Origin of the sequence: Actinomadura chokoriensis, assembly GCF_039529475.1 — a bacterium.
GTDB lineage: Bacteria > Actinomycetota > Actinomycetes > Streptosporangiales > Streptosporangiaceae > Spirillospora > Spirillospora bangladeshensis.
The window spans coordinates 182,319-199,733 of sequence record NZ_BAAAMW010000005.1 but is presented as its reverse complement, the minus strand read 5'-3'; the positions used below and the strand labels follow the sequence as shown (position 1 = coordinate 199,733).

The window sequence follows — 17,415 nt, the reverse complement described above, 5'->3', positions numbered from 1 at the left end:
CGTACGCCGCCGCCTACGCTACGGCGGCGCGGCGCGGGAGGCCACCACCCTGGCGGGGCGTGGGGTGGAGATGGGGCCCGCGTGGCGCGGCGCGGGCCCCATCCGCGCGCCGTGCCCGGCGGGGGCGGGCGGGCGCGTCCGGACGGCCGCATGGGCCGTGCGGCCGCCCGGAGACTCGAAGGTGCGGGGATGTGGGGATGCGGACGTACGGGGGGCGTCTGTTAGGAGCCGGGGCCCTGCGGTGGTCCTCCGGGTGGTCGGCCGTCGCCGTCGTCGCCGCGTCGGGGGGCCAGGGACGCGCACGCCTGCACGGCCTTTTGTTCCGCCGCCGACCTGGTCGGACGGTCGGACGGCGCGGCGCTCGGACGGCCCGAGGGCATACCGCTCGGACGGGCCGATGGCGCGCCGCCGGGGGGTTCGGACGGTGCGCCTGATGCGTTGCCCGGCGCCCGGCCGCTCGGACGGCCGCTCGGACGGCCGGACGGGCCGCCTCCGCCCGGGCGGCCTTCCGGCATCTTGATGCCCTGCTTCTCCAGGCACGCCTGGAATGCGGCCATCGGGTCGGCGCTCGCGGACGCGCCCGCCTTGGCGTCCGACGCATCGTCGCCACCGCAGGCGGCACTGAGCATGAGCACCCCGCCGGCGGCCAGGACCCCGAGCGTCCGGGTCGTCGTCCTCGTTCTCATCGGTCTCCTCCGTTCACGGGTCAACCGCCCGAGCCCTTGCTCACGGTGGTGGCGGTGAGGGTGCCGTCCTCGCCCTTCGTCCCGCGGACGGTGACGGTCGCGCCCGAGCCGAGGTCCTTCAGCGCGCCGTCCTCGGTGATGCGGACCTTGGTCGTCCCGCTGGTCTTGACCTTCACGGTCTGCCCGGACGTCGTGCGCAGGTAGAGCGTGCTGCCGCTGATCTTGACCACGGTGCCGCTGGTGACGTCTCCCGAGGCCGCCGTACCGCCGCGTCCGCCGGCGGCCCCGCCAGGACCCATCCCGCCCGGAATGCCGCCCTCCGGCATGCCGGGCATGCCTGGCATGCCGGGATAGCCGCCCGGCGCCCGTCCGGCCGCGTAACCGCCGGCCGCGGCCGAGCCCGGGCCCCGGCCCGCACCCGGCGACCCGGAGTCGTCCGACGACCACTTCTGCGCCTGCGCGCCGCCCAAGAACCCCCCGACCAGCAAGATCCCAGCGGCGAGGTAGAGCGTCGGCCCCGGCGGGGGCCGCCGCCGCGGGCGGGCGGCCGCCAGCGCGTCGTCCATGTCGTCCTCGAACGGCGAGCTGGACAGCAGTTCGGCGTCCCCCACCGGCGCCCCGCCGCGCGGCGGCTCGGTGCGCGGCGGCTCGGTGCGCGGCGGCTCGGTGCGCGGGGGCTCGGTGCGTGGGGGCTCGGTGCGTGGGGGCTCGGCGCGCGGCTCGGGGCCTGGGGGTTCGGCTCCGCGGGTGCGGCTCACGGTTCTCCTTCGGTGGTCAGTCATGGCGGAGCGCCTCGATCGGGCGGAGGCTCGCGGCGCGGGAGGCGGGGTAGCCGCCGAAGAACAGGCCGATCGCGACCGAGACGCCGAGGGCGAGGACGATCGACGACGGCACCAGGACGGGCTGGACCCCGGCGATCGTGAACCGGCTGCCGACGACGCCGGCGAGCACGCCGAGCAGGCCGCCGAGCAGGCTGAGGACGGTCGCCTCCGCGACGAACTGGCCGAGGATGGCGCCGCGCGGCGCGCCGATGGCCTTGCGGATGCCGATCTCGCGGGTCCGCTCGGTGACGGTGACCAGCATGATGTTGGTGATCCCGATGCCGCCGACGAGCAGGCTGATGGCGGCGACGGCGCCGAGCAGGACGGTGAACGTGCGGCTCGACTCGCCGACCGCCGCCTGGACGCCGGCCTGGCTCGACACGGTGAAGTCGGCGGTACCGGACGTCGTGCCGTGCCGCTGGGCGAGCGTCTCGGTGATCTCGGCCTGGGCGGCGTCGACGGTGTCGCTGCCGGTCGCCTGGACGATGATCTGGTCGAGTCCGCCGTACCCGGTGAGGGTCTCCCGGACGGCGTTCAGCGGCGCGACGGCGATGCTGTCGGGGTCGGAGAACGACGACGAGGACGACCCCGTCGCCGTCAGGACGCCGCCGACCGTGAACCTGATCCCGCCGACGTCAATCTTCTTGCCGAGCGGGTCGACCCGTCCGAACAGGTCGGACGCGACCGTGCTGCCGATCACGACGGTCTTGCGCGCGGCGGCCGCATCCGCGTCGGTGAACAGGGTGCCGGACGCGATCGTCTTGTTCGCGGCGCCGAAGTAGGACGGGGTGGTCCCGACGAACTGGCCGATCGTGACGCTCGTCCCCTCGTATCCGGCGGTCACCGACTGGCTGGTCACGACGGGGGACGCGCTCTTGACCGAGGGCGCCTCGCCGAGCGCCTCCGCGTCGTCCGTGGTGAGGTCGCGCGCCTGCGTGCGGGGGCCGCTGCCGGACCCCTCGTCGCCGCCCGGCCCGCCGAAACCGCCCGGCCCCCCGAACCCGCCGGAACCGCCGAAACCGCCGCGTCCCGTGGTGGACGGGCTGACGGTCAGCGAGTCGGCGCCGAGCCGCTGGATGCTCTTCTTGATCTGCTCGGACGACCCGTTCCCGACCGCGACGAGCAGGATCACCGCGGCGACGCCGATCAGGATGCCGAGCGTGGTCAGGGAGCTGCGCAGCTTGTTCGCCGACAGCCCGCGCACCGCGAACCGGAGGATGTCGAAGGCGTTCAACGCGCGCCCTCCGTCGTCCAGGAGGCGTTGGGCGGCGGGGCGGTGACGGCGGCGCGGCGGACGTCCTGGACGATCCGGCCGTCCACCAGCCGGACGATGCGTTTGGCGTGCGCGGCGACGTCGTCCTCGTGGGTGATCACGATGATGGTGCGGCCGGCGAGGGCGAGCCGGTCGAAGACGCCGAGGACGTCGGCGGTGGAGCCGCTGTCGAGCGCGCCGGTCGGCTCGTCGGCGAGCAGCAGCGACGGCGCGGTGACGAGGGCGCGGGCCACGGCGACGCGCTGCTGCTGGCCGCCGGACAGTTCGTTCGGCTCGTGCCGGGTCCGGTCGGCGAGCCCGACCTCGCGCAGCGCGGCGAGGGCGCGGCGCCGGCGCTCGGGGCCCTTGATCCCGCCGTAGGCGAGCGGCAGTTCCACGTTGGCCTGCGCGGTCATCCGCGGGATGAGGTTGAACGACTGGAACACGAACCCGATCCGCCGGTTGCGCAGGAGCGCGAGGCTCCGCTCGTCCAGGCCGGCGACGTCGAGGCCGTCGAGGAGGCAGCGGCCGCCGCTCGGCACGTCCAGGCAGCCGATGATGTTCATGAGCGTCGACTTGCCGGATCCGGACGCGCCCATGACGGCCACGTAGTCGCCGCGCTCGACGGTCATCGAGACGCCGCGCAGCGCGTGGACGGCCGTGTCGCCCGTCCCGTAGACCTTGGTCACGTCGCGGAGGCCGAGCACGGGGGCCGGGGCGCCGGGGCGGCCCTGCCGCTCGCCCGGGGTCATCGGCGGCCTCCCCCGCCCGGGGCCCCGCCGCCCATCCCCGGCCCGCCGCCGCCCGGGAAGCCCTGGCGGCCGGTGGTGCCGGACGTCCCGGAGCCGCTCGTGGACGTGACGACGACCTGGTCGCCCTCCTCCAGGACCGATTTGATCTCGGTGCCCTGGTCGCCCTTGACGCCGATCTCCACCGTGACGGTGCTCTGCTCGCCGTTCCTCACGACGGTGACCGTGCTCTGCCCGCCGGCGGTCCTGACCGCCGCGCTCGGCACGTAGAGGACGTCCTCCGCCTTGGCGACGGTGATCTCGGCGGTCGCGGTCTGGCCGAGCCGCACCCCGGACGGGACGTCGGTGAGCGAGATCGTGGCGGGGAACTTCACGACGTTGTCGGTGGTCGTCGGCGACAACCCGATCGCGGTGACCTTGCCGGTGGCGGTCGTGCCGGTGAGCGCGTCGAACGTGATGGTCGCGGCCTGGCCGACCTTCAGCTTGGTCGTGTCCGCCTCGGTGAAGTCGCCGTCGATCTGGAGCTTGCCGACGTCGGCGATCTCCATGAAGCCGGAACTGGACGAGGACGACGATGTGGACGAGGACGAAGAAGAGCCCGGTGACGACCCGCCGGAGCCTGCGGCCGACCCCGAACTCGAACTGGAACCGCCGGAGCTGCCGCCGACCGCCCCGTTGACGGCGGTGATCGTCCCGGCGAAGGGCGCCTTCAGGACGGTCCCCTGATAGGTGCGGAGCGCGGAGTTGTAGGAGTTCTTCGCCTGCAGGTAGCTCGCATAGCCCTGCTCGGACGAGGTGTCACCGCCGGCGGCGACGGCCAGGTTCGCCTTCGCCGCGTTGACGTTCTCCAGCGCCTCGGTCTGGTCGAGCCGCGCGAGGACATCGCCCGCCGAGACCTTCGTCCCCGCCTTGACGTAGATCTTGGCGACCGTGCCGGAGGCGCCGAACGACAGGGAGCGGCTCTTGGCGCTCTCCACCGAGCCGGACGCCGACACCGACGACTCCACCGTCCCGCGCGATACGCGGGCGGTCCGAGTGGACGCGGCGGCGCCGTCACCTCCGTCGCCGAGGGTGAGGTACGCGGTGCCGGCACCCGCGACGAGCAGCACGCCGAGCGCGCCGTTGACGAGGAGTGCCCGGCGTTGAAACGGCCGATTCATGCGGATGAGGTTCCTGCGCGCGCATGTGGCTCGGGTGAGGCGAGAGTGAGAATCACATGAGAGCGGCGCACGAGCCGTGCGGTGAACCGCGCCGCACCGCCGAGATCCTGCGGCGGGGGACGAGATTTCGCAGTCGGGCGATAACCTGCGGCGCCGTTCTTATCAGCGAGCTTTACACCGTCGGATGGAACATCGTGCGATGGTGTGATGCCTGTCGCTTTAGTGCCGTATGCCTTGAACATCCCTCGCTTCTTACGCGACCGTAGGTTACGCAAGCGTAAGTTAAGCGCCATCGGGGAGGCATTCGTGATCACCGCACCGCGGCGCCCCGGCCCGCATCCCGGCCCGCGTCCGGGTTCGCGTCCGGGTTCGGGTCCGCGTCCGGGTCGCCGGATCGTGGCGGCCGCCCGGCTCCTCACCACGCCGCTCCTGCCGGAGGACTACCTCGGCCTGGTCAACCCGCTGTGGTCGGCCACCGATCCGCGCGGGCGCGTCGAGGCCGTCCGGCACGAGGCGCCCGCCGCCGCGACCCTCGTGATCAGGCCGGGGCGGGCCTGGCGGGGGCACCGGCCGGGCCAGTGGGTGCGGGTCGGCGTGGACATCGGCGGCGTCCGCCACTGGCGGACGTTCTCGCTGTCGTCCCCGCCCCGGCCGGACGGCCGGATCACCATCACCGTCAAGGCCGCCTGCGACGGGGTCGTCTCCGCGCACCTGGTCAACGCGATCCGTCCTGGAACGTTCGTCCGGCTGGCTCCGGCGGACGGCGAGTTCGTGCTGCCCGCGCCCGTCCCCGCGAAGCTGCTGTTCATCACCGCGGGCAGCGGCATCACCCCGGTGATGGCCATGCTGCGCCACCTCGCCGCCGCGGCAGCCGCACCACCGGACATCGCCGTGGTGCATTCCGACCGGACGCCCGGAGACGTGATCTTCGGCGCCGAGCTGCGCCGGATGACCGGGGTGCGCCTGCACGAGCGGCACACCGCCATCGAGGGCCGGTTCAAGCCGTCCGACCTGCCGGGCATCTGCCCCGACTGGGCGGAACGGGACGCGTGGGCCTGCGGCCCCGGCGAGATGCTCGACGACCTCACCGCGTTCTGGCGCGCCGAAGGGGCCGGGGAGAGGCTGCGCGTCGAGCGCTTCCGGACCGTCCTCCACGGCGGTGACGGCGAGGGCGGGCACGTCACCTTCACCAGGAGCGGCGTCGAGGTGGACGCCGACGGGGGCACGCCGCTCCTGGTCGCCGGGGAGAGCGCGGGCGCCCTGCTGCCGAGCGGATGCCGGATGGGCATCTGCTACGGCTGCGTCGGCCCGCTGCGCTCCGGCAAGGTCCGCGACCTGCGCACCGGCCGCGTGCACGGCGAGGAGGGCGAGATCGTCCAGACCTGCGTGTCGGCCGCCGCCGGCCCCGTGGAAATCGACCTCTGAGGCATCTGGGGGACACACCCATGACCGACCATCTGACGACCGCCGACTACGACACGATCGCCGCCGAGCTGGACGCGCTGCAGGAGGAGATCATGTCCGATCTCGGCGCGCGCGACGCGGACTACATCCACCGGGTGATCCGCTGGCAGCGCGGCCTGGAGATCACCGGCCGGGCGCTGCTGACGGCGTCCTCGCTGCCGCCCGCCTGGGTCGCCGGGACCGCGACGCTCGCCGTCGCGAAGATCCTGGAGAACATGGAGATCGGGCACAACGTCATGCACGGCCAGTGGGACTGGATGCGCGACCCGAAGATCCACTCGACGACGTGGGAGTGGGACAACGTCTCCCCCGCCGAGCAGTGGAAGCACTCGCACAACTTCGTCCACCACACGTTCACGAACGTCCTCGGCAAGGACAACGACGTCGGCTACGGCATCCTGCGCGTCGCGCCCGAGCAGAAGTGGAGCCCCGCCCACCTCCCCCAGCCGCTCTACAACCTGCTGCTGGCGATGTTCTTCGAGTACGGGGTGGCGCTGCACGACCTGGAACTCGACAAGATCCGGGCGGGCACGGCCGACCCGGAGGCCACCAAGGAGAAGCTGCGCCAGATCGGCCGCAAGATCCGCCGCCAGTGGGGCAAGGACTACCTGGCGTTCCCGCTGCTCAGCGGCCCGCAGTTCCTCTCCACCCTGGCCGCGAACTTCACCGCCAACGTCGCCCGCAACGTCTGGGCGCACATGATCATCTTTTGCGGGCACTTCCCCGGTGACGTCGAGGTCTTCGAGGAGGAGCGCCTCGACGGCGAGACGAAGGGCGAGTGGTACGTCCGGCAGCTGTGCGGCTCGGCCAACATCGCCGGCGGGAGCCTGTTCCATCTGATGACCGGCAACCTCAGCCACCAGATCGAGCACCACCTGTTCCCCGACATGCCGAGCAACCGGTACGCGCAGATCGCGCCGCGCGTCCGCGAACTGTGCGGCAAGTACGACCTGCCGTACCACACGGGATCGCTGTCGAAGCAGGTCACCAGCACCTGGAAGAAGATCGTCCGCTACGCCCTCCCCGGCGGGAAGCCCGTGCTGAAGGCGCCGGGTCGTCAGCCGAGCGCCTGAGCCACCGGGAGGAAGAGGCGGGACGGGTCGTTCGCGATCGGGGCGCCGTACTCCATGATCGCGGTGGTGAACGCCGGGCGGAGGCCGCGGTCCTCCGCCCACGCGATCAGCTCGGGGTGCCGGTGGTCGACGTCGAGGCGGACCGGGCCTTCGGGGACGATCTCGTCCACCAGGGCGAGCGCGGTTCCGGCGTCCCGCGCGATGACGGGGCCGACCAGGACCCGGTCGCCGTTCCTCCACGCACCGCCGTAGCCGGCGATGCCGGTCCCGTCCCTGACGACCCGTAGCGTCTCGCAGAAGAACGGCAGGCCCTCGACCACATGTGACCGGTCGGCGCCGAAGACCTCGGTGTCGAGCGCATGGACGGCGGGCATGTCGTTCGCCTCCACCGGCACCGAGACATTCCGCTTGGACGGCCCGTCCGACACGCCCTGATAGGCGGTGCACAGCCCCACGGTTCTGAACCCCAGACGCTCGTACAGCGGACGTCCGTAATCCGTGGCGGTCAGGCAGAGGCTCGCCGTGCCGGCGTTGTCCATCACGTGGCGCATCAGCCGTCCGCCCAGACCGCGCCGCTCGAACCGCTTGGCGACGAGCACCATGCTGATGGCGGCGACGTCCTTGCCGTACGGGGTCGACACCACCGTCCCGGCGAGCCCTCCGTCGCCGTCATCGACCCCGTAGACGTTCCCGACCGAGAACAGGAACCGCCACTTGCGGTCCTCCCGTCCCCACTCGCGGTCCTTGGCGAGGCGCTGGCAGGCGCCCAGGTCGCCGAGCCCGAGCAACCGCACGGGCCCGTCCGGCACGGGGAAGTCCATGCGGAGGACGCTAGGAGGCGCCTGCCAAGCGGCACAACCGAATTATGGGGCCCGGGTCAGGAGCGAGCAGGAAGGCGGTCCTCCACCGTGACCCGCAGGACCGTGACCTTCTCCTCGCCTGTCGCGCTGTCGGGCTCGCCGGTCGGGTCCATGCCCTGCGGCCGGGGCGCCAGGTCGACGTAGTGGCTGCCCAGATACCGGTAGGTGGAGCGGTCGAAGAGCAGCGCCAGCCGGGCGCCCTCGGACTTCAAGGACAGAGCGACGGCGGGATGGCCGAGAGCGTCGGTCGCCTGCTCGTCCACCTTGACCGCCGGGACGTCGCTGAGGAACTCGAAGACCTGGGCGCGCAGCCCCGGCGGAAGGTAGCCCTCCAAGATCTCGCCCATCCCGTACCAGCTCCACTCACCGAACGGCGTGCCAGTGGTCGGCGGGGTGGCGACGGCGCCGGGTGTGTGCGCGGTGCCGGGCGTGAAGGGGCCGGTCTGCGTCCTCCAGTCCCGCATCAGCCCCGGTAGTTCACGCACCATCCACTGGTAGCTGCCCGGCCGGGGCACGGCCGCGCTCTCGTCCTCGATGGGGATCGGGGTGGAGCAGATCTTCGCCGGACGCGTGCGGCAGGGGGCGCGCAGGAGTCCCGGCTTGGAGCCGTCCACCGACACCCAGGAATCGCGGGTCTCCTTGCCCGCCGGCCGGCCCTTCCCAACCTTGCCCGGCCCCCACGCAACGGCGGACCGGACGTGAAGGTACTGGCCGGGACGCGGGCTCAACTCGGGCCTGCTGCGGGCGTCGGCGGCGGCCTTCGTGAGCACCTCGTGGGCGCTGACCGTCTGCATCCGCCCTGAACCGCCGTCCGGGCTCTGGACCGCGACCGCCACGGCGACCCCCGCGGCCACCGCGCCGGCCAGACCGGCCGCCAGCAGGCCGGGGAGCGCCGGGCGCCGCGAGCGGCGGCGGCCGCCGTCCCGGGCGAGGGTCGTCAGCCGCGACCTGCCCTCGGCCAGGACGACCGGGCTGGGCGGCGGCACCTCGTCGTACATCTGCTGGAGCTCACCCATCGTGGTGTTCCTCTCTCATGTCCAGGGGGTCGATCCCGCCCAGCGCCGCGCGCATCGCGGCGCGGGCCCGGCTGAGGCGGGAATGGACGGTGCCGGTGGCGATGCCGAGGGCCGCGCCGATCTCGGCCGGGGACAGGTCGCCGGACGCGGTCAGCAGCAGGACGTCCCGCTGCCCCCGGTTCAGCCGGCTCAACGCGTCCGCCAGCCTCGGCCGGACGCCCTCGGCGGCGAGCCGGTCCGCCACACCCTCGTCGGCGGAGCCCGTGGCGGGGTCGGCCCCGGTGCGGGCCACGGCCCGCCAGAACCGCACCTCGCGGCGCCGGTGCCGGCCGATCAGGTTGGTGGCGATCCCGTACAGCCAGGGCAGCGCGTTCAGCCGCTCGGGGTCGTACCGGTCGCGCTGCCCGAACGCGTGCAGGAACGTCTCGGCCATCAGGTCGTCGGCCAGGTCGCGGCCGAGCCGCCGGGCGAGGTACCGGTGGATCGCCGGAGCGTGCCGGTCGTACAGGGCGGCGAACTCCTCCGGGTCGCGGCGCGACCTCTCGATGATCGCCCGGTCACTGAGCCGGTACACCTCGGCGGTCACCGCGGTCTCATCCACGTCATCTCGTCCCTCTCGCAGCGTCGGTGTCGGTCACCCGGCTTTTGTCCGCACCCCCGCATCCGCTTCCTCGCAGGTCAGCGGGTCGGTGCCCGGATCACCACGTGGCCCGGTGCCTCCCCCGGTACGCCGGTCGCCGCGCCGCCGCGTGCACTGCGGCGGACCCTGCCGCCATCACTACGGCGCCGAGGAGCATCACCGCGACGAGCACGGTCACAGCGCCACCCCCGGCTCGCGCTCGGCAGTGTTTCGACGGCCGTCACGACGTCCGTCCATCGCGCGCCGCCGATCGGCCTCCGCCATCCGCACGGCGAGCCGTTCGGCCGCGCACACAATGCCCGCCTTGATGTTCTCAGCGACGCACTGCACCTCCAGCTCACCGAAGACGAAGGCGCTCACGCGCAACCGGCACCCGTACTCCAACTGCGCCGCCGACAACCCGCCGAGCCGAGTCGCCGTCCACAACCGCCCGTCCTTACTGAGAAGGACGCTCCATCCATCGATTCGCGGGGCATCTCGCCCGTTTCCGAGGGGTGTCATGCCGTCACAGTACGTTACTTGTACATGCCTGTCCATGCATAGGCATGTCTATGTAGCGACATACCTGGCCGCCTATGGTCGTGATCATGGGCCAGATCACTGACGGGCCGGTTCCGAAGTACGCGCAACTGGCAAGCATCCTGCGCCGGCGCATCGAGTCCGGCGCGTTGGCGCCGGGTGACCCGATTCCGTCCGAGACCGCCCTCGAAGGGGAGTTCGGCCTCGCTCGCGGCACCATCCGCAAGGCCGTCGCCATGCTCCGCGAAGAAGGCGTGATCGTCACCACGCGCGGCAAAGGGTCGTATGTCGCCGACCAGAATGAGAGCCGCGCCGGGGAGTAGGGGCGGCGGTATTACCTCGGGCGTTATCGCCTTCGGTGGCGGGGGCGCGGGATCGTCGTTGGGCTGACGACGATCTGGGGGAACCATGTCGCACACCGCGATTCCGGCCGCCGGCGCGCGCGCGAGGAGGCCGCGCATCCGCGCGGCGCGTCCACGGGGACGCTGCTGGTGCTGCTCACCGGCATCTTCATCACCACGCTCGACTTCTTCATCGTCAATGTGGCGATTCCCGACATCCAGCGCGGCCTGGGCGCCGGCGCCACCGCGATCCAGTGGGTGGTGGCCGGGTTCGGGCTGGCGCTCGGCGGCGGGCTCATCACCGGCGGACGGCTCGGCGACCTGCTCGGACGCCGCCGGATGTACGCGCTCGGGCTCGCGCTGTTCACCGCCGCGTCGCTGGCGTGCGGGGTCGCCCCGTCGCCCGGTTCGCTGATCACGGCGCGGGTCGCGCAGGGCCTCGCGGCGGCGCTGCTCATGCCGCAGGTGCTCGGGATCATCAACGGCGCCTTCGCCGGGGAGCGGCGGGCGCGGGCGTTCACCGCCTACGGGCTGGCGCTCGGGCTCGGCGGCGTGTTCGGGCAGCTCATCGGCGGTGCGCTGATCGAGGCCGACCTCTTCGGCACGGGGTGGCGGAGCATCTTCCTGATCAACGTGCCGGTCGGGCTGGTGACGCTGGCGCTGGTCCGCCGGGCGGTCCCGGCGCAGGCGCGCGCCCGGGGCACCCGTCTGGACGTCACCGGAACCGTCCTGGTCACGCTGGGGCTCGTCGCACTCGTCCTGCCGCTGATCGAGGGACGCCGGCTGGGCTGGCCCGCCTGGACGTGGGAGTCGCTCGGCGCCTCGGCCGTCCTGCTGGCCGTGTTCGCGGCGTACCAGTACCGGCTCGACCGGCGCGGCGGTGCGCCGCTGGTGGCGCCCGGCCTGTTCCGCGAGCGCTCCTTCCGGGTCGGCAGCGGCCTCGCCCTCGTGTACACGCTGGCCATGGCGTCCTTCTTCCTCTACCTCGCCCTCTACCTCCAGCAGGGACGCGGGCTCAGTGCGCTGGAGTCGGGCCTGCTGCTCACCACGCTCGGCGCCGGGTACTTCGCCGCCTCCACCCGTGCCACGGCCATCGCGGCCCGCATCGGACGGCAGGTCCTCGTCCTCGGCGCCGCCGTGCAGGCGACCGGGTGCCTGCTGCTGACCATCGCGCTGGGGCACGGCATCGCATGGCTCATCCCGGGTCTGGTGCTCGTCGGCGCGGGCATGGGGTTCGTGCTGGCGCCGCTGTCCGCGCTGGTCCTGTCGGGGGTCGCCGACCGGCATGCCGGATCGGCCGCCGGGGTCCTGTCCACCGCGCAGCAGGTCGGCAACGCGCTCGGCGTCGCGCTGGTCGGGATCGTCTTCTACGGGGCCACGGGCGGCGTCTCGGACGCCTTCGAGGCGTCCCTGCTCCCCGTGATGGCCTTCTGCGCGGCCACCGCGGCCCTGGCTCAACTCCTCCCGCGGCGCCCGCTCAGCCGAGGTCGATGATCTCGACGTCCGGGGCGAAGCGGGACACGGCGGCGGCCAGGCGGTCGCGGTCGAGGCGCCAGCCGTTCACCTGGCGGCTCGCCTTGGCGACCTCGGCGGGGACGTCGCCGGCCACCGCCCCGTAGAGGAGGCGGCCCGCCTTGCCGACCGGCTTGTCGGCGGGGCGGTCCTCGTGCCGGAGGACGCCCACGTACGGAATGTTCTGCGCGGCCTGCTGCCTCCACAGGACGACGGCCTTCACGTCCGTCCACGGGACGGACAGCAGCGACGCCCGGTACCGGAACGGGCCGCCGGCCACCGTGATGCCCTCGGCGTCGACGCGGAAGGCGACCTGGCGCGAGAACGTCATGGCGAGAAAGATCACGACTCCGGTACCGAAGAGCAGGACGCCGGGTACGCGGATGTGCAGGGGCACCTCCGGCAGGAGGCAGCCGAGCGCCAGGACCGCGGAGCCGATCATCAGGACCGTGTTCTTCAGCGTCGGTCCGTAGCGGACCTCGTAGACCTCGCCGGGTTCCATCCCGATCACCTCCATTGCGCCGAATGTACGGTGATCACGGCACCGGGCCAAGGGGTGGCGGGCGCTTCGGTGACCGTCCGGTCAATAGACCGCGACACCGAAGGCGGCGAGGACGCCGGTGACCGGCTGGAAGAAGGACGTGCCGCCGCTGGTGCAGGTGCCTGAGCCCCCGATGCCGAGACCGATCGCGGTGGTGCCCGAGAAGTACGGCGCTCCCGGGGTGTCGCCGGGCTCCACGCAGATGTTCGTCCTGGCCAGGCCGGTGATGGTGCCCTCCGGGAAGCGGACGGTCTGGTTGACCGCCGTCACCGTCCCGCACCGGACGCCGGTGGTGGGGCCGCTGCGGCACACCGACTGGCCGACGACCGGGCTGCGCGCCGACGTGATGTCCTGCGAGCCGGGATAGAGGCGCACACTGCCGGGCCTCTCCACCTGCGGGTCGACGTACCGGACGAGCCCGACGGCGACGTTCGTCACGGCGGCGACGGTGCCGAGTTCCACGGTCAGAGCCGGGTCGGCGTACAGGGTCAGGCCCGCCTGCGCGCAGCCGCCCGCCGTGAGGAAGGAGTAGGCGCCGTTCGCGCGCACGTTGAAGCCGAGCGTGCAGCGGGCGCCGTTGGCCCCGTAGACCGGCTGCCCGCCCTCGCCGCTCGGCGCGGCCTGCGCGGCGCGCGGGACGGGTGCGGCGTGGGCGGCGGGCACGGGGACGGCCAGAACGGCGGCGGCCATGGCAATCGTCAAGGAGCGGCGCATCACGTACCTCCTGTGGGAGCCCAGGACGGTGACTCCCCGGAATGGTGCGTAGGACGGCGCGCTCCGGCAAGGGGACGAAGGTGCCAAGGTTTCGCGGGAAACGTCCGTCACATTCACGAACAGCACAGGTCGGAGGGGGTCTCGGAATCACCATGACCCCGCCGGGGTTCTCCGGACCAGTCCATGGGACGGACGGGAACCGGGGCGGGTGAGGATTCCAGGATGACCGAAAGCCGGGACGAGGCCGGCCCGTTCGCCGGACGCACGGCGTGGGCGCGGAGCCTGCGGACGCCGCTGCGGGAGTTCCTGCGCACCGAGACCGGCGGCGCCGTGTTCCTGCTGGCCGCGACGCTCGCGGCGCTCGCCTGGGCGAACATCGACGCGTCCTCCTACGAGGGGATGTGGGGGACGAAGGCGTCGGTCCGGGTCGGCGACGCGGGCATCACGCGGGACCTGCGCGACTGGGTCAACGGCGGCCTGATGACGATCTTCTTCTTCGTCGTCGGGCTGGAGGCGCGCCGCGAGTACGACATGGGCGAGCTGCGCGACCGGCGGCGGGTCGCGCTGCCGCTTGCCGCCGGCCTCGGCGGGATGCTGGTCCCGGTCGCCGTCTACCTGGCGTTCAACGCGGGGCGGTCCACCGCGCACGGCTGGGGCATCGCGATGTCGACGGACACCGCGTTCGCGCTCGGCGTGCTCGCGCTGGTCGGCCGCAGCTTCCCGTCCCGGCTCCGCGTCTACCTGCTCACCGCCACCGTCGTGGACGACGTCATCGCGCTCGCCGTCATCGGCGTCTTCTACAGCGAGGACGTCTCGCCGCCCGCGCTGCTGGCGGCCCTCGGGATCTTCGCGGTGATCGTCCTGATCCGCGCCGCCGGAATCCGGCAGTTCGGCGTCTACCTGATCTTGGGCGTGGCCACGTGGGCGGCGCTGGAGTCGTCCGGCGTGGAACCGATCGTCATCGGGCTGGCGATGGGGCTGCTGACGTACGCGCATCCCGCCGCCCGCACCGACCTGGAGCGCGCCACGGAGGTCTTCCGCCTCTTCCGTGAGCAGCCCACCCCCGAGTACGCGCGCTCGGCGCGGACGGGAGTCGCCGCGGCGATCTCGCCGAACGAGCGGCTCCAACTGGTGATCCACCCGTGGACGAGCTACGTGATCGTCCCGCTGTTCGCGCTCGCCAACGCCGGGATCACCATCAGCGGCGGCGTCCTCGGCCGCGCGTTCACCTCGCCGGTCACGCTCGGCATCCTGGTCGGCTACGTCGTCGGCAAGCCGATCGGGCTGCTCGGCTTCTCCTGGCTGGTGACGAAGTTCAGCCGGGGACGGCTGCGCCCGCCGGTCGGATGGGCCGCGGTCGGCGGCGGCGGCACGATCGCCGGGATCGGCTTCACGGTGGCACTGCTGATCGCGACCCTCACCTTCACCGGCCCGCGGCTCGACGAGGCGAAGATCGGCATCCTGTCCGCCGCGCTGTGCGCCACGGCGGTCACCTGGGTCGTCGTCCGGCTGACCGGGCTGCTGCCCCCGAAGGCGAGACTGCGCGCCCTGCTCGGGACGTCGGAGACCATCATCGACCTGGCCGCACCGGTCGATCCCGAGCGCGACCACATCCGCGGCCCGGCCCGCGCGCCGGTCACCGTGGTCGAGTACGGCGACTTCGAATGCCCCTACTGCGGCCAGGCCGAGGACGTCATCCGGGAACTGCTCGCCGGGCACGGGGACGTCCGGTACGTGTGGCGGCACCTTCCGCTGACCGACGTCCACCCGCAGGCGCAGATGGCGGCGCAGGCCGCCGAGGCCGCCGCCGAGCAGGGCGCCTTCTGGGAGATGCACGACCTGCTCCTCCAGCGCCAGGACGCGCTGCAGCCCAAGGACCTCGTCCGCTACGCCGCCGAACTGGGCCTCGACGTCGACCGCTTCCGCGCGGACCTGCGCACCGGCCTCGGCACCGACCGCATCGCCGAGGACGTCGACTCCGCCGACCTGAGCGGCGTCTCCGGCACCCCGACGTTCTTCGTCAACGGCCGCCGCCACATGGGCGCCTACGACATAGCCGACCTGACCGCCGCCGTGAAAACCGCCCGCAAATCCGCCGCCCTCCGCCCCTGAGCTCAGTCGTCCTCGGGGTTGTACATGGCGTCGTGTTGTTGGCGGGGGGAGCAGACTGAGGCGGAGGGGCAGGAGCAGCGGCGGGAGCCCACCTTCACCGTGACGCGGTCGCCGGGGACGTTGTAGCCGATCACCTGGCCCTCGCCCTCGGGGGTGCTCACCCGGGAGCCCAGGCGCGGGGCCTTCTCCTTGAACTCCATGTAGAGCGGGTGCTCGTACTTGAGGCAGCACATCAGGCGGCCGCAGGCGCCGGCGATGCGGAGGGGGTTGACGGGGAGGTCCTGCTCCTTCGCCATGCGGACGGAGACGGGCTCGAAGTCCTTGAGGAAGGTGGCGCAGCACAGGTCGCGGCCGCAGGGGCCGATGCCGCCCTGGAGGCGGGCCTCGTCGCGGGGGCCGACCTGGCGGAGTTCGACGCGGGCCTTGATGCCGCGGGCCAGGTCGCGGACGAGGGCGCGGAAGTCGACCCGGTGCGGGGCGGTGAAGTAGATCTTGAAGACGTTGTCGGCGTCGAGGAAGTCGACGCCGATGACCTTCATGGGGAGCTCGTGCTTGCGGATGAGGCGCTTGGCGATGGAGCGGCCCTCGGCGCGGCGGCGCCGGTTGGCCTCGTCGCGGGCGAGGTGCTCGTCGGTGGCGGGGCCGGCGCATTCGGGGAGGCCGTCGATGTCCTCCGACACCCACTGCGGCGCCCACACGCACTCGGCGACCTCGGGCCCCGAGTCGGTCGGGACGAGGACCTTGTCGCCGACCTTCGGGGTGTGCGGTCCCGGGTCGAGGTAGTAGAGCCGGCCGTAACGAGTGAAGCTGACGGCCATCACCATGCCCACGGTTTCGCTCCGTTCGCCCGGTTTCGTGTGCTCCACGTTAGTCGCGGTGGCACGTCCGCTACCAGGTGGCGTCGGCGAGGTCCTTTCCGGGGACGGCCGGGACGTCCTTGGTGTAGAGGTCGCCCGCGGCCGCCAGGACGCCGCCGCCGGTGTGGGCGATGTCGAGGCCGGTGAGCGGGCCCGTCACCTTCTGGCGCCACAGGATCTTCGCGGGCTCGCCCGTGAGCGCGAAGGTCTGGACGGTCAGCTGGGCCTTGGCGACCGTGCCGACCACCGCCTGCTTGCCATTGCGCGTCAGGACGGCGTGCGAGCTGCCCTTGGGCAGCGTCATGACGGCCTTGCTGAGCTTGAGGTCGCCTGCGGCGCCGCTGGTGTCGATGGTGCGCAGCTGGTGTTTGGCCGAGCCGACCGGCGTCCAGACGAAGGAGAGGGTCGTGCCCGACCAGGAGAGGCTGTCGACGCGGCCGGGGGATTTCGTCGTCCAGGTCTTGCGGGCGCCCGAGCTGAGGGTCAGGACGTCCACGCGGCTGCGTTTGCCCGCGTAGGTGACGTAGGCGATGTGGTCTTCGGTGACGGCGATGTCCGACCAGGCCGTGGAGGCTCCGGGGACGACGGCCTCCGGGACGTCCTTGAGGTCTTGCGGGGCCCCGTCGTCGTCCAACTGGAGGCGCTGGAAGGTGACCTTGCGGTCGCCGTAGGACGCGACGATGAACGAGCCGTCGTCCTTCACGGCGGCGACGCGCTGGAAGCGGCGCCCCTCGGGCGGGGCCACCGGCAGCCCGACGTCGGCACCGGTGTGGACGTCGCGGACGACCAGGGCCGCTCCCCCGGCGGTGACCCCGACGACGAACCGGGGGTCGGTCTGCTCCGCCTTCGCGGCCGGCTTCGCCTCGCGCTCGTCGTCCCCGCCCCCCTGCTGGTGGCGGTGCACCATGTCCACGCCGCCGCCGATGCACAGCGCCGCGGCCGCGGCCACGGTGAGCGGGATCAGGCCCTTCCATGAGCCGAGCCGGGTCCCCCGGTCCTCGCGCCTGCCGTCTGCCATGGGTTCGCCGCGCACCTGCCTCTCCAACGCTCCGTCGTTTCTACCTCATGTACGGCGCCGCATACGCCCAGAAATGCGGA

The 17,415-nt window shown here is 72.6% G+C and carries 18 protein-coding genes; 5 read left to right on the top strand and 13 right to left on the bottom strand.

What is annotated here, in order from left to right:
- Positions 1 to 221 precede the first annotated feature (221 nt).
- Genes ABFX46_RS13935 through ABFX46_RS13915 form a run of 5 tightly spaced genes read right to left on the bottom strand, consistent with a single transcriptional unit; the run spans position 222 to position 4,668 of the window.
- Positions 222 to 686 (bottom strand): hypothetical protein, encoded by a 465-nt coding sequence (locus ABFX46_RS13935; protein ID WP_346042420.1) that lies wholly within the window; start codon positions 684 to 686, stop codon positions 222 to 224.
- A 20-nt stretch (positions 687 to 706) separates the two neighbouring features.
- Positions 707 to 1,444 carry a hypothetical protein gene (locus ABFX46_RS13930; protein WP_346042418.1) on the bottom strand — a complete coding sequence of 246 codons (738 nt, stop codon included), beginning with the start codon at positions 1,442 to 1,444 and terminating at the stop codon, positions 707 to 709.
- Between the two features lie 16 nt (positions 1,445 to 1,460).
- On the bottom strand, positions 1,461 to 2,741 hold the full coding sequence (locus ABFX46_RS13925) for an ABC transporter permease (RefSeq protein WP_346042417.1): 1,281 nt from the start codon (positions 2,739 to 2,741) through the stop codon (positions 1,461 to 1,463).
- The gene (locus tag ABFX46_RS13920) at positions 2,738 to 3,511 is read right to left on the bottom strand and encodes an ABC transporter ATP-binding protein (RefSeq protein WP_346042415.1); all 774 of its coding nucleotides are present in this window, start codon (positions 3,509 to 3,511) and stop codon (positions 2,738 to 2,740) included. The genes ABFX46_RS13925 and ABFX46_RS13920 overlap by 4 nt, the downstream gene beginning before the upstream one ends.
- On the bottom strand, positions 3,508 to 4,668 hold the full coding sequence (locus tag ABFX46_RS13915) for an efflux RND transporter periplasmic adaptor subunit (protein ID WP_346042414.1): 1,161 nt from the start codon (positions 4,666 to 4,668) through the stop codon (positions 3,508 to 3,510). The genes ABFX46_RS13920 and ABFX46_RS13915 overlap by 4 nt, the downstream gene beginning before the upstream one ends.
- A 306-nt stretch (positions 4,669 to 4,974) precedes the next feature.
- Here ABFX46_RS13915 and ABFX46_RS13910 point away from each other — a divergent pair, with 306 nt between their 5' ends.
- Together ABFX46_RS13910 and ABFX46_RS13905 are read left to right on the top strand one after the other, a co-directional pair.
- Positions 4,975 to 6,093: a ferredoxin reductase gene (locus tag ABFX46_RS13910; protein ID WP_346042412.1), complete on the top strand. Its 1,119-nt coding sequence runs from the start codon at positions 4,975 to 4,977 to the stop codon at positions 6,091 to 6,093.
- 20 nt (positions 6,094 to 6,113) lie between these two features.
- Complete coding sequence (locus tag ABFX46_RS13905) at positions 6,114 to 7,205, top strand: fatty acid desaturase family protein (RefSeq protein WP_346042411.1); 1,092 nt, start codon at positions 6,114 to 6,116, stop codon at positions 7,203 to 7,205.
- Here the strand turns inward: ABFX46_RS13905 and ABFX46_RS13900 are convergent.
- From ABFX46_RS13900 to ABFX46_RS13885, 4 genes are all read right to left on the bottom strand, one after another.
- On the bottom strand, positions 7,190 to 8,026 hold the full coding sequence (locus ABFX46_RS13900; protein ID WP_346042410.1) for a GNAT family N-acetyltransferase: 837 nt from the start codon (positions 8,024 to 8,026) through the stop codon (positions 7,190 to 7,192). The genes ABFX46_RS13905 and ABFX46_RS13900 overlap by 16 nt on opposite strands.
- Positions 8,027 to 8,082: 56 nt before the next feature.
- Positions 8,083 to 9,081, bottom strand: a complete 999-nt coding sequence (locus tag ABFX46_RS13895) for a CU044_5270 family protein (RefSeq protein WP_346042408.1) — start codon at positions 9,079 to 9,081, stop codon at positions 8,083 to 8,085.
- Entirely contained in the window at positions 9,074 to 9,682 is a 609-nt protein-coding gene (locus ABFX46_RS13890) for an RNA polymerase sigma factor (RefSeq protein ID WP_346042406.1), read from the bottom strand. The genes ABFX46_RS13895 and ABFX46_RS13890 overlap by 8 nt, the downstream gene beginning before the upstream one ends.
- A gap of 213 nt (positions 9,683 to 9,895) precedes the next feature.
- On the bottom strand, positions 9,896 to 10,081 hold the full coding sequence (locus ABFX46_RS13885) for a hypothetical protein (RefSeq protein WP_346042405.1): 186 nt from the start codon (positions 10,079 to 10,081) through the stop codon (positions 9,896 to 9,898).
- Between the two features lie 227 nt (positions 10,082 to 10,308).
- On the opposite strand from ABFX46_RS13885, the gene ABFX46_RS13880 reads away from it, so the two are divergent.
- Positions 10,309 to 10,563, top strand: coding sequence for a GntR family transcriptional regulator (locus ABFX46_RS13880; RefSeq protein ID WP_346042404.1), 255 nt, complete (start codon positions 10,309 to 10,311; stop codon positions 10,561 to 10,563).
- Positions 10,564 to 10,731: 168 nt separating this feature from the next.
- A complete protein-coding gene (locus ABFX46_RS13875; protein WP_346042402.1) occupies positions 10,732 to 12,075 on the top strand; it encodes an MFS transporter in 1,344 nt (447 codons plus the stop codon).
- On the opposite strand, the gene ABFX46_RS13870 is transcribed toward ABFX46_RS13875, so the two are convergent.
- Positions 12,059 to 12,610 carry a hypothetical protein gene (locus ABFX46_RS13870; RefSeq protein ID WP_346042401.1) on the bottom strand — a complete coding sequence of 184 codons (552 nt, stop codon included), beginning with the start codon at positions 12,608 to 12,610 and terminating at the stop codon, positions 12,059 to 12,061. The two genes, ABFX46_RS13875 and ABFX46_RS13870, sit on opposite strands and share 17 nt — an antisense overlap.
- Positions 12,611 to 12,676: 66 nt before the next feature.
- Complete coding sequence (locus ABFX46_RS13865) at positions 12,677 to 13,324, bottom strand: S1 family peptidase (RefSeq protein ID WP_346042399.1); 648 nt, start codon at positions 13,322 to 13,324, stop codon at positions 12,677 to 12,679.
- Positions 13,325 to 13,570: 246 nt separating this feature from the next.
- Between ABFX46_RS13865 and nhaA the strand changes: the two genes are divergently transcribed.
- Entirely contained in the window at positions 13,571 to 15,460 is a 1,890-nt protein-coding gene (gene nhaA / locus ABFX46_RS13860; protein WP_346042398.1) for a Na+/H+ antiporter NhaA, read from the top strand.
- 2 nt (positions 15,461 to 15,462) lie between these two features.
- On the opposite strand, the gene ABFX46_RS13855 is transcribed toward nhaA, so the two are convergent.
- Together ABFX46_RS13855 and ABFX46_RS13850 are read right to left on the bottom strand one after the other, a co-directional pair.
- On the bottom strand, positions 15,463 to 16,284 hold the full coding sequence (locus tag ABFX46_RS13855; RefSeq protein WP_346042708.1) for a PSP1 domain-containing protein: 822 nt from the start codon (positions 16,282 to 16,284) through the stop codon (positions 15,463 to 15,465).
- Between the two features lie 64 nt (positions 16,285 to 16,348).
- Positions 16,349 to 17,335, bottom strand: a complete 987-nt coding sequence (locus tag ABFX46_RS13850; protein WP_346042397.1) for a hypothetical protein — start codon at positions 17,333 to 17,335, stop codon at positions 16,349 to 16,351.
- Positions 17,336 to 17,415 lie beyond the last annotated feature (80 nt).

Bases quoted from the DNA above. Each gene is read 5' to 3' on its own strand.
- ABFX46_RS13880 (WP_346042404.1), top strand. From the start codon at position 10,309: ATGGGCCAGATCACTGACGGGCCGGTTCCGAAGTACGCGCAACTGGCA.
- nhaA (WP_346042398.1), top strand. From the start codon at position 13,571: ATGACCGAAAGCCGGGACGAGGCCGGCCCGTTCGCCGGACGCACGGCG.
- ABFX46_RS13865 (WP_346042399.1), bottom strand. From the start codon at position 13,324: ATGGCCGCCGCCGTTCTGGCCGTCCCCGTGCCCGCCGCCCACGCCGCA.
- ABFX46_RS13935 (WP_346042420.1), bottom strand. From the start codon at position 686: ATGAGAACGAGGACGACGACCCGGACGCTCGGGGTCCTGGCCGCCGGC.
- ABFX46_RS13855 (WP_346042708.1), bottom strand. From the start codon at position 16,284: ATGGTGATGGCCGTCAGCTTCACTCGTTACGGCCGGCTCTACTACCTC.
- ABFX46_RS13920 (WP_346042415.1), bottom strand. From the start codon at position 3,511: ATGACCCCGGGCGAGCGGCAGGGCCGCCCCGGCGCCCCGGCCCCCGTG.
- ABFX46_RS13915 (WP_346042414.1), bottom strand. From the start codon at position 4,668: ATGAATCGGCCGTTTCAACGCCGGGCACTCCTCGTCAACGGCGCGCTC.
- ABFX46_RS13905 (WP_346042411.1), top strand. From the start codon at position 6,114: ATGACCGACCATCTGACGACCGCCGACTACGACACGATCGCCGCCGAG.
- ABFX46_RS13895 (WP_346042408.1), bottom strand. From the start codon at position 9,081: ATGGGTGAGCTCCAGCAGATGTACGACGAGGTGCCGCCGCCCAGCCCG.
- ABFX46_RS13870 (WP_346042401.1), bottom strand. From the start codon at position 12,610: ATGGAGGTGATCGGGATGGAACCCGGCGAGGTCTACGAGGTCCGCTAC.
- ABFX46_RS13900 (WP_346042410.1), bottom strand. From the start codon at position 8,026: ATGGACTTCCCCGTGCCGGACGGGCCCGTGCGGTTGCTCGGGCTCGGC.
- ABFX46_RS13850 (WP_346042397.1), bottom strand. From the start codon at position 17,335: ATGGCAGACGGCAGGCGCGAGGACCGGGGGACCCGGCTCGGCTCATGG.